We start from the raw sequence: 13,506 nt of genomic DNA, 5'->3' as shown, positions 1-13,506 counted from the left end.
CCGCTATCAAGATGAATTATTTTGAATTATTTGGGCTGCCGATCCAGTTTGAACTGGATGGTAGCCTTCTTTCTTCTCAGTTCAGAACGTTGCAAAAACGATTCCATCCGGATAACTTTGCCACCGCTTCTGAGCGCGATCGCCTACTGGCGGTGCAGCAAGCCGCGCAAATTAACGATGCATATCAGACGCTGAAAGATCCTCTGCGCCGTGCGGAATATCTCTTGTCTTTACAAGGTATTGAGATGAATTCCGAGCAACAAACGCTGCAAGATCCGATGTTCCTAATGGAACAGATGGAGCTGCGTGAAGAGTTGGAATCCGTCACATCGCATGCAGAGCCAGAAACGGCATTGATGGATTTCGACAGCAAAGTGACCAAAATGCAGCGCGCTTATCTGACTCAGTTGCAACAACTCTTAGCACAGAGTGAGTGGTTAGCGGCGGCCGACCAAGTCAGAAAGCTTAAATTTATTGCCAAACTCAAAAATGAAGTAGAACGAGTCGAAGACCAACTGCTTGGCTAATTCAAGATTCAAAGGAACAACTGATGGCATTACTTCAGATTGCAGAGCCGGGTCAAAGTTCGGCACCACACCAGCATAAATTGGCTGCGGGTATTGATTTAGGTACCACGAATTCTTTGGTGGCCTCTGTGCGCAGTGGTACCGCGAGTACACTAGTGGATAACCAAGGGCGCAGTATTCTACCGTCCGTGGTGAATTATGGAGCCGATGAAACTCTAGTGGGTTATTCGGCTCGTGAACAAGCTGAAACCGATCCGCACAACACCGTGATCTCGGTAAAACGTCTGCTTGGACGTTCACTGCAAGACATTAATCAGCGTTATCCTCATCTGCCTTACCGCTTTAAAGCAAGCGAAAAAGGTTTGCCAATTGTGCAAACCGCGCAAGGTGACAAAAACCCCATTCAGATTTCTGCGGATATTTTGAAAGCCTTAGCAGAACGCGCGACGGCCACTTTGGGCGGCGATTTAGCGGGTGTGGTCATTACTGTTCCTGCGTATTTCGATGATGCGCAGCGTGTTGCCACTAAAGATGCCGCGGCGTTAGCGGGCTTGCATGTGCTGCGTTTACTCAACGAGCCAACGGCGGCGGCGATTGCTTATGGCTTGGACTCAGGCCAAGAAGGGGTGATTGCGGTTTACGATTTGGGCGGCGGTACGTTTGATATTTCGATTTTACGCCTTTCACGCGGTGTGTTTGAAGTGCTCGCGACTGGTGGTGACTCTGCATTGGGCGGTGATGACTTTGACCACCTGATCGCCGATCACCTGCAAGCACAAATCGAACTTACGAACTTAACGGCGGAGCAACATCGCGCTCTGATTAATGCGGCGACACAAGCGAAAATCGATCTGACTGAACAAATGACGGCTAAGCTTGATGTGCTTGGCTGGCAAGGTACTCTCACTCGTGAAGAGTTGGAAAAACTGATTGCGCCATTGGTGAAAAAGACGCTGCTTGCTTGCCGTCGTGCGTTGAAAGATGCCGATGTGGAAGCAGATGAAGTGCTCGAAGTGGTGATGGTAGGTGGTTCAACCCGCACGCCATTTGTGCGCGAGCAAGTGGGTGAGTTTTTTGGCCGCACGCCGCTGACCAGCATTAACCCTGATGAAGTGGTCGCGATTGGTGCGGCGATTCAGGCGGACATTCTTGCAGGTAATAAGCCGGATGCAGAAATGTTGCTGTTGGATGTGATCCCACTGTCTTTGGGCATTGAAACCATGGGCGGTTTGGTGGAAAAAATCATTCCACGCAACACCACGATTCCTGTCGCGCGCGCGCAAGAGTTTACCACCTTCAAAGATGGGCAAACGGCAATGAGCGTGCATGTGGTGCAAGGTGAGCGTGAAATGGTCGATGACTGCCGTTCTCTGGCGCGCTTCTCACTTAAAGGCATTCCGCCGATGGCGGCAGGCGCAGCGCATATTCGCGTAACTTACCAAGTGGATGCAGATGGCCTACTCTCCGTGACCGCACTGGAAAAAAGTACCGGTGTGCAGGCGGAAATTCAGGTGAAGCCTTCCTACGGTTTGAGTGATGATGAAGTTGCTCAGATGCTGAAAGATTCGATGGCTTATGCTAAAGAGGACATGCTGGCGCGTGCGTTGGCTGAACAGCGTGTGGAAGCCGATCGCGTGATCGAAGGTTTGATCTCTGCACTGCAAGCGGATGGTGACGAGCTGCTCACAGAGCAAGAACGCCAAATTTTACTACAAGCGATCGAGCGATTGATTGAACTGCGCAATGGCGATAATGCGGATGCCATTGAGCAAGGAATAAAAGACACAGATAAAGCAAGCCAAGATTTTGCGTCAAAACGAATGGATAAATCGATTCGTAGCGCACTGGCTGGCCACTCCGTTGACGAGATTTGAAGAGACTACCAACATGCCTAAGATTATTGTTTTGCCTCATGAAACCCTTTGCCCGGAAGGCGCAGTGTTAGAAGCGCAAACCGGGGAAACGATTTTGGATGTGGCACTCAAAAATGGTATCGCCATTGAGCATGCGTGTGAGAAATCGTGCGCTTGCACCACTTGCCACTGTATCGTTCGTGAAGGGTTTGATTCACTGGAAGAGAGTGATGAACTGGAAGACGATATGCTGGATAAAGCATGGGGTCTAGAGCCTGAATCTCGTCTCAGCTGTCAGGCTCGAGTGGCGGATGAAGATCTCGTGGTCGAGATCCCGAAATACACACTGAACCATGCAAGCGAAGATCATTAATTCTCTGCTTTGGTGAATACCGAGGCAAAACCAATGGGAAGGCCAATCATGAAATGGACAGATTCGCGCGATATCGCGATTGAACTGTGTGATAAGTTTCCAGATGTCGATCCAAAAACAGTACGTTTTACCGATCTGCATCGTTGGATTATGGAGTTGGAAGATTTTGAAGATGATCCGAATCATTCCAACGAAAAAATCCTCGAAGCGGTGATTCTGTGCTGGATGGATGAGTTCGAGTAAACAGAAACCTCACAGAGTTAACAATTCTTATCAAAAAATGCGGACCACTTGGTCCGTTTTTTTATTCGTTTGACATTTTGTCTCGACATAATGCTAACATCGTGGCGATTTAATGAGATGGCACAGGCAAAGCCAATATTTAAGACAAGGAGAAACCATGTCTACACAGATGTCTGTATTTTTGAGTACTCAAGCTGCCCAGCCTCAGTGGGGAGAGAAAGCACTCATTTCCTTTGCAGAGCAAGGTGCAACCATTCACTTGGCTCAAGCACAAGATTTCAGCGCGATCCAACGCGCAGCTCGTAAATTAGATAATCAAGGTATCCGCACAATATTCCTGGCTGGAGAAGGTTGGGATTTGGAGAGCATTTGGGCTTTCTATCAAGGTTACCGCGATGCGAAAAAACGTAATACGGTTGAGTGGAAAGCGTTAGCTGCTACTGAACAAGCCGAGCTTGAAGCTCGCATCAAAGCAACCGACTGGACGCGCGATATTATCAACAAAAGCGCAGAAGAAGTGGCTCCACGTCAACTGGCGACTATGGCGGCAGAATTTATCAAATCACTCGCGCCGGAACATGTTTCTTACCGCATAGTGAAAGATAAAGATCTGCTCACCGAAGGCTGGGAAGGTATTTACGCTGTTGGCCGTGGCTCTGAACGTACATCTGCCATGCTACAACTGGATTACAACCCAACGGGCGATGAAAACGCACCGGTATTCGCTTGTTTAGTGGGTAAAGGTATCACCTTTGATTCCGGCGGTTACAGCTTGAAGCCTTCCAACATGATGTCAGCTATGAAAGCGGACATGGGCGGCTCAGGTATGATCACGGGCGCTTTGGGCTTAGCGATCATGCGCGGTTTCAACAAGCGTGTGAAACTGATCCTTTGCTGTGCGGAAAACATGGTTTCAGGTCGTGCATTGAAGCTAGGTGACATTATCACCTACAAAAATGGCAAAACCGTTGAAATCATGAACACCGATGCGGAAGGTCGTCTGGTTTTGGCTGATGGCCTTATCTACGCCAGCGAACAAAATCCGCAACTGATCATCGACTGTGCAACCTTAACGGGCGCTGCGAAAAACGCATTAGGTAATGATTACCACGCACTGCTTTCTTATGATGAATCATTAAGCCAACAAGCATTAGCTGCGGCAAAAGAAGAGAATGAAGCGTTGTGGGCACTGCCTCTTGCTGAATTCCATCGTGAGATGCTGCCTTCTAACTTTGCTGATCTGTCTAACATCAGCAATGGCGATTACACGCCAGGCGCAAGTACAGCCGCCGCTTTCCTTTCTTACTTTGTCGAAGGATACCAACAAGGTTGGCTGCACTTTGACTGTTCGGCTACGTATCGCAAGTCAGCCAGCGATAAATGGGCCGCCGGAGCGACGGGCATGGGTGTGAAAATGCTCGCACGTATTTTGATGCAGCAAGCATAAATTTAAAGGCAGCTTGTAAAGCTGCCTTGTTTTTATTAATAAAAGTAAAATAATCACAATAAGCAAAAGGAAATTTTATGGCTCTAGAAAGAACGTTTTCGATCATTAAACCGGATGCGGTGAAGCGTAACCTGATTGGTGAAATTTACCATCGCATCGAAAAAGCGGGTTTGCAGATCATTGCGGCGAAAATGGTTCACCTGTCGGAAGAGCAAGCGAGTGGTTTTTACGCTGAGCACGAAGGCAAACCCTTTTTCGAACCCCTGAAAGAATTTATGACTTCAGGTCCGATCATGGTGCAAGTATTGGAAGGTGAAAATGCCATCGCACGCTACCGTGAACTGATGGGAAAAACCAATCCAGAAGAGGCTGCTTGTGGTACGTTGCGTGCCGATTATGCACTGAGCATGCGTTATAACTCAGTACATGGCAGTGATAGCCCAGTATCGGCCGCTCGTGAAATTGAATTCTTCTTTTCAGAGTCAGAAATCTGCCCTCGTCCATAATGATTTAGGCTCCCAATGTGGAGCCTAAAGCCTGCACAAAAAATAACCCATCAAGAATTAACACCTTAGAAATGACACGGTTTTACAGCCCTTGTTGTCGCTGCATAAAGGCTGTACAATTCGCGCCCTTAATTACTGTTCCGTCTTCTTGAGAGGCACCATGACCACAGAAAAAATCAATCTACTCGATTTTGACCGCAAGGGTTTACGTACGTTTTTTGCCGAAGAGCTGGGTGAGAAAGCGTTTCGTGCCGAACAGGTCATGAAGTGGATTTATCACTTTGGTTGTGATGACTTTGATCAAATGAACAACATCAACAAACAACTCCGCGAAAAGCTCAAAGCGAAATGTGAGATCCGTGCACCTTACGTATCGGAAGCGCAATACTCAGCCGATGGCACCATCAAATGGGCAATGCGTGTGGGTGATCAGGATGTTGAAACGGTTTATATCCCTGAAGAAGATCGCGCGACGCTCTGTGTTTCTTCCCAAGTGGGTTGTGCGTTGGAATGTAAATTCTGCTCAACGGCTCAGCAAGGCTTTAACCGTAACCTACGTGTTTCCGAAATCATCGGTCAGGTTTGGCGTGCAGCACGTGAAATCGGCCTAGAGAAAGAAACTGGACGTCGTCCAATCACCAACGTGGTCATGATGGGCATGGGTGAGCCACTGCTCAACATGAAAAACCTCATCCCTGCGTTAGAGATTATGCTTGATGATCTCGGCTTTGGTCTGTCTAAGCGCCGCGTAACAGTTTCCACCTCCGGTGTGGTTTCAGGCTTAGAGCAGATGATTGGCCAAATTGATGTGGCACTAGCCATCTCATTGCATGCACCAAATGACGAACTGCGTAGCCAAATTATGCCGATCAATGATCGCTGGAACATCCAAGAATTTTTAGCCACAGTACGTCGCTATATCGCATCATCGAATGCCAACCGTGGCAAGGTGACTGTGGAGTATGTGCTGCTGGATCATGTGAACGATGGGACAGAGCACGCCCATGAACTCGCAGAATTAATGAAAGGCACGCCTTGTAAAATTAATCTGATCCCGTTTAACCCTTATCCGGGATCACCATACAAGAAGCCAAGTAATTCGCGTATCGATCGTTTCCAAAAAACCTTGATGCAATATGAGCACACGGTAACGATTCGTAAGACACGTGGTGATGATATTGATGCGGCGTGTGGTCAGTTAGTTGGTGATGTGATTGACCGTACTAAGCGTACCAAAGCCAAACAATTTGCTGAACAAGCCATTCCAGTGAAAACACTGTAATTCACCAGCCAGATAAGCCAGAGAAGTTTCTCTGGCTTTATTTTTGTCCAACATCGCAACAAAACGCCTCTCTTGAATGTCAAATCAAAGAAAAACCTTGAGCTAACTGTGATTTATTGGCCATTTCTTTATTGTTTAGTCAACAATATCTATTAGAATGGGGCAACTTTCTCAAACTTGATTTGAGCTATACCTAAGCGAAGCGCTAACTAATTGCACCGATTAAGCTAAGCCGTCTCATCACTACCTATAATGAAGAATAAAAGTGAGCGACCTAGGCTGCTTAGTCCTGACTAAGAGATTGAAATTACGGATGACTACTGAACAGCAAGATTACAACCAACCTGAAACCACTGAACAAGTGATTGAAAAAGTAGCGCCTGGTACGTTACTCAAACAGAAACGTGAAGATTTGGGGCTTACTCAGCGCCAAGTCGCTGATCGGCTCAGATTACGCCTTTCTATTATTCAAAGTATTGAAGAAAACCGTTTTGAAGATGGTCAGGTCGCTACTTTCACGCGTGGCTACTTGCGTTCTTACGCGAAAGCCGTTGGCATCCGTGAATCAGAAATTTTGTGCGCCTTTGATGACAGCTACTGCCAACCGGAACCTGCGCAGCCTGACATGAAGAGCTTTTCTAAGAAAACCAAACGCCAGTTACATGACACTCGAATCATGCTAATCACTTGGGTTATTTTTGCGGTGATTGTTGGTATGTCGACCCTATGGTGGTGGCAAAACAGCCAGAAAAATAGCTTGATTCCTGAACAAACAGTGACTGAATCGGTAGCTTCTGGATCTGATGTACAAAGTACGGAAGAAGAGAATATTGCTAACGAAGAATTTGCCACTGTTCCATCGCTGAATGATTTACAAAACAGTGCTCCACCAAGTGAAGAAACTCCACTACTGGAAGAACCTCAGTCAAGTGAAGCAAGTGAGATAACCCCTCCTGCTCCTAACGATGTTGAAGCAGTAACAGAAGCGCCAGCTGCAGGTGAGGCGATTGTAACGCCTACTGCGCAAGCTGTGGTGATGCCAGCGACTCCTGTTGAGCCTGTTACAGCACCCGTTGAGAATACGCCAGCGTTATTGGTGATGAATTTTTCTGCCGACTGCTGGATTCAAGTGAAAGACGCGACGGGTAAAACGTTATCTACTGGAGTAAAGAAAGCCGGGCAGAACGTAAGTTTAAATGGTCAGCGTCCATTTAAAGTTGTGCTTGGTGCGCCTGAAGGTGTTTCTATTACATTAGCGAGTGAACCGGTCGACCTTTCTGGGTATACTTCCGGCAAAGTAGCAAGATTGACCTTACCTTAGAAAAATGTCTATGCAACATGAGTCTCCTATTAAGCGTCGCCCCTCGACACGTATCTATGTGGGCGACGTTCCTATTGGTGATGGTGCGCCCATCGCCGTGCAATCAATGACCAATACCCGAACCACTGACGTGGCTGCCACTGTTGCGCAGATCAAGTCATTGGAAAAAGTGGGTGCGGATATCGTACGCGTCTCGATCCCGACGATGGATGCCGCAGAAGCGTTCAAGCAAATCAAACAACAAGTTTCAATACCTTTGGTGGCTGATATTCACTTTGATTATCGTATTGCCCTAAAAGTCGCGGAATACGGTGTTGATTGTTTGCGAATTAACCCGGGCAATATCGGTAACGAAGCGCGGATCCGCTCTGTGGTGGATTGCGCACGTGATAAAGGCATCCCTATTCGTATTGGTGTGAACGGTGGTTCGCTCGAAAAAGATCTCCAGCTTAAGTACGGTGAACCAACGCCGGAAGCTCTGGTTGAGTCGGCGATGCGTCATGTTGATATTCTGGATCGTCTCAATTTTGATCAGTTTAAAGTCAGTGTAAAAGCCTCGGACGTTTTCCTTGCGGTGGACTCTTATCGCCTACTGGCGAAGAAGATTGATCAACCTCTGCATTTAGGAATTACTGAAGCAGGTGGAGCGCGTGCTGGCTCTGTGAAATCAGCGGTAGGCTTAGGCATGCTGCTGGCCGAAGGTATCGGCGATACGCTGCGTATTTCCTTGGCGGCCGATCCCGTAGAAGAAATCAAAGTCGGTTTCGATATTTTAAAATCGCTGCGCATTCGTTCGCGTGGCATCAACTTTATTGCTTGCCCAAGCTGTTCTCGTCAGGAATTCGACGTGATTGGTACGGTCAACGCGCTAGAGCAACGTCTCGAAGATGTGCTGACACCAATGGATGTGTCAATCATCGGTTGCGTAGTGAATGGTCCCGGAGAGGCTGAAGTGTCTCACCTAGGTTTAGCTGGCAGCAATAAGAAAAGTGCGTTCTATGAAGATGGCGTTCGCCAGAAAGAGCGATTTGATAACGATGATCTCGTTGCTCAACTGGAAGCGCGAATTCGCGCTAAAGCGGCGCAATTGGATGAAAAAAATCGAATCGACATCAAGCAAATAGAACAAGATTAATCTCAACGATATTACGGTAAGAATTGTGGCAAAAACTATTCAAGCAATCCGAGGCATGAACGACTGCCTCCCAACACAGTCTCCACTTTGGCAAAAAGTGGAAGGCGTGGTGAAAAATGTAATCAGCGCTTACGGTTACAGCGAAGTTCGTATGCCAATCGTTGAGATGACTCATCTGTTTAGCCGCGCAATTGGTGAAGTGACCGACGTCGTGGAAAAAGAGATGTACACCTTTGAAGATCGCAACGGTGACAGCTTAACTCTGCGTCCAGAAGGCACGGCGGGTTGTGTGCGTTCAGGTATTGAAAATGGCTTACTGTACAACCAAGAACAGCGTCTGTGGTACATGGGCCCAATGTTCCGTCATGAACGCCCACAGAAAGGCCGTTACCGCCAGTTCCACCAATGTGGTGTAGAAGTCTTTGGCTTAGATGGTCCAGATGTTGATGCTGAGCTGATCATGATGACGGCACGCCTATGGCGCGAGCTGGGTATCTCTGAGCATGTACGTTTGGAGCTGAACTCAATAGGTTCGCTGGAAGCACGTGCTAATTACCGTAGTGCATTGATTGAATATCTTGAACAGTATCAAAGTGTACTGGATGAAGATTGCAAACGCCGTATGTACACCAATCCTCTGCGAGTGCTGGATTCAAAAAATCCAGACGTACAGGCGATTTTAGGTGATGCACCACAACTGTCTGATTACCTGGATGCTGAATCAAAACAACATTTTGCGGGTTTGTGTGAACTTCTTGATGCTGCGGGTATCGAATACACGGTAAATCAACGTTTAGTGCGTGGCCTAGATTACTACAACCGCACTGTTTTTGAGTGGATCACCGAAAGTCTTGGTTCTCAAGGTACCGTTTGTGGCGGTGGTCGCTATGATGGTCTAGTTGAGCAACTGGGTGGAAGACCAACACCTGCGGTTGGTTTTGCTATGGGCTTAGAGCGTTTAGTACTGATGATGGAAACACTGGGTAACACCGAAGTCCGTCGCAGTGTTGATGTGTACATGGTCACTGCAGGTGAAGGCACCATGATGGCGGGTATGAAACTCGCTGAGCAATTGCGTGAGCAAGTTCCTGGCCTACGAGTGATGACTCACTTTGGTGGCGGTAATTTTAAAAAGCAATTTAAACGCGCGGATAAAGTGGGCGCAGCCATTGCATTGGTATTGGGTGAAGATGAAGTCGCCGCTCAAACGGTAGTGGTAAAAGATTTGGCTGGTGGCGATCAGAGCACAGTTGCTCAAGCTGAAGTCGCCAAGCTATTGACTCATTTAGCATAATTCTCCTGCTGGCACGTTTTGAATAAGAGGACAGGAAGTGGAACTCTACGATACTGAAGAACAACAAGTTGAAGCGATCAAAGATTGGTGGAAAGAGAACGGCAAAGCGGTGATCTTTGGCGCCGTTATTGGCCTAGGTGGTCTATTTGGCTGGCGTTACTACCAAGATTCAGTCGTTTCAGCTCAAGAAGCCGCATCGCACAGTTACAGTCAAGCGATTGATGCGCTGGTTGCTAAAGGTGCTGAAGCAGAAAGCTCGATTCAGACCTTTATTGATGCCAATAAAGAGACTGAATATGCCGTGTTAGCAGCAATGCAACTGGCGAAAGTTCAAGTTGAAGCTGGCCAGCTTGATGAGGCATTAGCTCAACTTGAATGGGCAAAAGGCGCGACAAAAGATGTGGCATTAAAACCACTGCTGACCTATCGCGTTGCTCGTCTTCAGGCTGAGCAAGGTCAATTTGATGAGGCTTTAACACAGCTAAGCAACATCCCAGAGAAAACATGGGCAGGTCGTGTGGCTGAGCTACGTGGTGACATTCTGATGCGTAAAGGTGACAGTGCAGGAGCTTATGCTGCTTATACTGAAGCACAACAAGCAGATGACGCTAGCCAAACTCTGCAAATGAAATTGGATGATCTCGCGAAGTAAGGGTACTCCCTGATGAAGAAGCTGTTCAAGCAAGTGCTGGTCGCTGCGGGTGTATTAGCATTTCTCGCTGGCTGTGCCAGTGAAGAAGAAAACGTTGTAATGGCGCCGCTACCGGTTGTAAAAAGCGAATTTACCCCAAAAACTCTATGGAGTACTTCGGTGGGGGATGGTGTAGGGCATTATTTCTCTAAACTTGCTCCTGATTATGCTTACGACAAAGTGTATGTTGCGAGCCGTGATGGCGTCGTCAAAGCTCTCGATCCACAAACAGGTAAAGCCGTTTGGACGACAGATCTCGAGTTAGACAGTTCTGCTCGCCTATCCGGTGGTATTACTGCTGCCTTTGGTAAACTGTTTATTGGCAGCGAAAATGGTGTGGTGAATGCGCTGGATGTCGAGACGGGTGAACCGTTGTGGACATCGGTGATTGAAGGTGAAGTTCTCGCGGCTCCTGCTGCCGACAACAACCTTGTGATCGTCAATACCAGTCGTGGTGCTTTGATTGCTCTAAATCAAGAAGATGGTGTTCAGAAATGGACCATCAGTACAGAAGTACCTAACTTAACGCTTCGTGGCGATAGCCGTCCTACCACACTCTCGGGTGGCGTGTTTTGGGGTACTCCTAGTGGTCGTCTTGCTGCTGCGATTGCCGAACGTGGACAACTGATCTGGCAACAACCGGTTGGACAGCCAAAAGGTGCGACAGAAATTGATCGCTTAGTGGATGTGGATGCATCACCACTCGTGGTTGGTGGTACGTTGTTTACAGTTGGATTTAACGGTCAACTTATTGCCATTGATTTACGTTCAGGTCAGCCGATCTGGAAACGTAACTACTCTTCTGCGACTGATATGGTGACCGATGGTAGCCGTCTCTATCTCGTTACTGATAAAGATCATTTGGTTGCAGTAGATACACGTAGCGGAACTGAGCTTTGGAAAAATGCGCAGTTAGAGCATCGTCTGTTAACCGCTCCGAAAATGATTGACGATTACCTAGTTGTCGGTGATGCGGAAGGTTATTTGCATTGGATCGATCGCAATAGCGGTGAATTTGTCGCTCAGCAACTTGCCAATGATAGTGGCTTTGCTGTGGGGCCGTTAGCGCTGAGCGATGGCTATGTCATCGTTACCCGTGATGGCCAAATAAAGAAGCTGACGATTCAAGAGTAAATTGTGATATGATTCACACGCGGCTCCTGGCTGGAAACAGTTAGGAGCCGTTTTATTGCTAGTGGCATCAAATTGATAGTGCCATTATGGTGTCCGTCTGTGTGGTTATAGGTAAAAGTGGTTATAGGTAAAAATTTAGCGCTTGTGACAGAGTGTTTACCTATAACTACATAAGATGAAATTTTGTAGAGGTTGTTATGGTACCTGTTGTTGCTCTTGTTGGGCGTCCAAACGTCGGTAAATCGACGCTGTTTAATCGACTCACTCGCACACGGGACGCATTAGTCGCGGATTTTCCCGGTTTAACTCGTGATCGTAAATACGGTCAAGCTAAGTTGGGTGAACACGAATTTATCGTGATTGATACCGGTGGTATCGATGGTTCAGAAGAAGGTGTAGAAACCAAGATGGCTCAGCAATCGCTCGCTGCGATTGATGAAGCCGATGTGGTGTTGTTCATGGTAGATGGCCGCGCTGGTCTGACGGTTGCCGATGAGGCGATTGCTCAACACCTGCGTCGAATCGAAAAACCAGCCATTCTGGTGGTGAATAAAGTTGATGGGATCGACGCTGATGCCGCTTCTGCTGAATTCTGGCAGTTGGGAATGGAGCAGATGTATCAAATCGCTGCGGCACACGGTCGTGGTGTTGGTGCATTGATTGACCGCGCTCTTAACCCGTTTGCAGAGCAAATGGAATCTGAGCAAGCTCAGCTTGAAGATCTGACGAATGAAGAAGATCCAGAAGAAGAGAAGCTAGAGTACAGCGAAGAAGAAGCGGAAGCGGAATACAAGCGTCTGCAAGATCTACCGATTAAACTTGCCATCATTGGTCGTCCAAACGTAGGTAAATCGACACTGACTAACCGCATTCTGGGTGAAGAGCGCGTAGTGGTTTACGATATGCCGGGAACCACGCGTGACTCTATCTACATCCCGATGAAGCGTGATGAGCGTGAATATGTGTTGATTGATACCGCGGGTGTCCGCCGTCGTAAGCGTATAAATGAAACAGTTGAGAAGTTCTCAGTCGTTAAAACATTACAAGCGATTGAAGATGCTAACGTTGTTCTGTTAGTGGTTGATGCGCGTGAAAACATCTCAGATCAAGATCTCAGCCTGCTTGGTTTTGCTCTTAACTCAGGTCGTTCAATCGTAATTGCAGTGAACAAATGGGATGGTCTAAACACTGACGTGAAAGAACACGTGAAGAAAGAACTGGATCGCCGCCTTGGTTTCGTTGATTTTGCGCGTATTCACTTTATCTCAGCACTGCATGGTACTGGTGTTGGTCACCTGTTTGAATCAGTGCAAGAAGCGTATCGTTCCGCGACAACGCGTGTGGGCACTTCGGTTCTGACACGTATTATGAAAATGGCAACCGATGATCACCAACCCCCTATGGTGCGTGGCCGTCGTGTGAAACTGAAATATGCACACGCAGGTGGTTATAACCCACCAATCATCGTTATCCACGGTAACCAAGTGAACGAGCTGCCTGATTCGTACAAGCGTTATTTGATGAACTATTACCGTAAATCGCTAGAAATCATGGGTACACCGATTCGTATCCAGTTCCAAAATAGCGAAAACCCATTTGAAGGTAAGACAAATAAAATGACCCTCTCACAAGAGCGACAACGCAAGCGCTTGATGAGCATGGTGAAAAACCGCAGAAAATAATTTATAAAGCCCAAGTTT

At 47.5% G+C, this 13,506-nt stretch carries 13 protein-coding genes; all 13 read left to right on the top strand.

Going from position 1 to position 13,506, the window contains the following annotated elements:
- Nucleotides 1–11 precede the first annotated feature (11 nt).
- Entirely contained in the window at nt 12–527 is a 516-nt protein-coding gene (gene hscB, locus D908_RS01155) for a co-chaperone HscB (RefSeq protein WP_005527547.1), read from the top strand.
- A 23-nt stretch (nt 528–550) separates the two neighbouring features.
- On the top strand, nt 551–2,401 hold the full coding sequence (gene hscA, locus D908_RS01160; RefSeq protein WP_005527545.1) for a Fe-S protein assembly chaperone HscA: 1,851 nt from the start codon (nt 551–553) through the stop codon (nt 2,399–2,401).
- A gap of 13 nt (nt 2,402–2,414) precedes the next feature.
- Nucleotides 2,415–2,753, top strand: coding sequence for an ISC system 2Fe-2S type ferredoxin (gene fdx / locus D908_RS01165; protein ID WP_001124187.1), 339 nt, complete (start codon nt 2,415–2,417; stop codon nt 2,751–2,753).
- Nucleotides 2,754–2,801: 48 nt separating this feature from the next.
- Nucleotides 2,802–2,996, top strand: a complete 195-nt coding sequence (iscX, locus tag D908_RS01170; protein ID WP_000872176.1) for a Fe-S cluster assembly protein IscX — start codon at nt 2,802–2,804, stop codon at nt 2,994–2,996.
- 157 nt (nt 2,997–3,153) lie between these two features.
- Complete coding sequence (gene pepB, locus D908_RS01175) at nt 3,154–4,443, top strand: aminopeptidase PepB (RefSeq protein WP_005527542.1); 1,290 nt, start codon at nt 3,154–3,156, stop codon at nt 4,441–4,443.
- 77 nt (nt 4,444–4,520) lie between these two features.
- Nucleotides 4,521–4,949, top strand: coding sequence for a nucleoside-diphosphate kinase (ndk, locus tag D908_RS01180; RefSeq protein ID WP_005527540.1), 429 nt, complete (start codon nt 4,521–4,523; stop codon nt 4,947–4,949).
- A 160-nt stretch (nt 4,950–5,109) separates the two neighbouring features.
- The gene (gene rlmN / locus D908_RS01185; RefSeq protein WP_005527538.1) at nt 5,110–6,231 is read left to right on the top strand and encodes a dual-specificity RNA methyltransferase RlmN; all 1,122 of its coding nucleotides are present in this window, start codon (nt 5,110–5,112) and stop codon (nt 6,229–6,231) included.
- Nucleotides 6,232–6,544: 313 nt separating this feature from the next.
- Nucleotides 6,545–7,552, top strand: coding sequence for a cytoskeleton protein RodZ (gene rodZ / locus D908_RS01190; RefSeq protein WP_005527536.1), 1,008 nt, complete (start codon nt 6,545–6,547; stop codon nt 7,550–7,552).
- Between the two features lie 10 nt (nt 7,553–7,562).
- Entirely contained in the window at nt 7,563–8,687 is a 1,125-nt protein-coding gene (gene ispG, locus D908_RS01195) for a flavodoxin-dependent (E)-4-hydroxy-3-methylbut-2-enyl-diphosphate synthase (RefSeq protein ID WP_001163462.1), read from the top strand.
- Nucleotides 8,688–8,712: 25 nt separating this feature from the next.
- Nucleotides 8,713–9,981 (top strand): histidine--tRNA ligase, encoded by a 1,269-nt coding sequence (gene hisS, locus D908_RS01200; protein WP_005527533.1) that lies wholly within the window; start codon nt 8,713–8,715, stop codon nt 9,979–9,981.
- Nucleotides 9,982–10,018: 37 nt separating this feature from the next.
- Nucleotides 10,019–10,633, top strand: coding sequence for a YfgM family protein (locus D908_RS01205; protein WP_005527531.1), 615 nt, complete (start codon nt 10,019–10,021; stop codon nt 10,631–10,633).
- A 12-nt stretch (nt 10,634–10,645) separates the two neighbouring features.
- A complete protein-coding gene (gene bamB / locus D908_RS01210; RefSeq protein ID WP_000732614.1) occupies nt 10,646–11,806 on the top strand; it encodes an outer membrane protein assembly factor BamB in 1,161 nt (386 codons plus the stop codon).
- A 197-nt stretch (nt 11,807–12,003) separates the two neighbouring features.
- Complete coding sequence (der, locus tag D908_RS01215; RefSeq protein ID WP_000249407.1) at nt 12,004–13,488, top strand: ribosome biogenesis GTPase Der; 1,485 nt, start codon at nt 12,004–12,006, stop codon at nt 13,486–13,488.
- The last annotated feature ends 18 nt before the right edge of the window (nt 13,489–13,506 follow it).

This window comes from Vibrio mimicus CAIM 602 (assembly GCF_000338875.1).
GTDB classification, from domain to species: domain Bacteria; phylum Pseudomonadota; class Gammaproteobacteria; order Enterobacterales; family Vibrionaceae; genus Vibrio; species Vibrio mimicus.
Note: the sequence above shows the minus strand (reverse complement) of the source record. Positions and strands in the feature narration are given on the sequence as shown.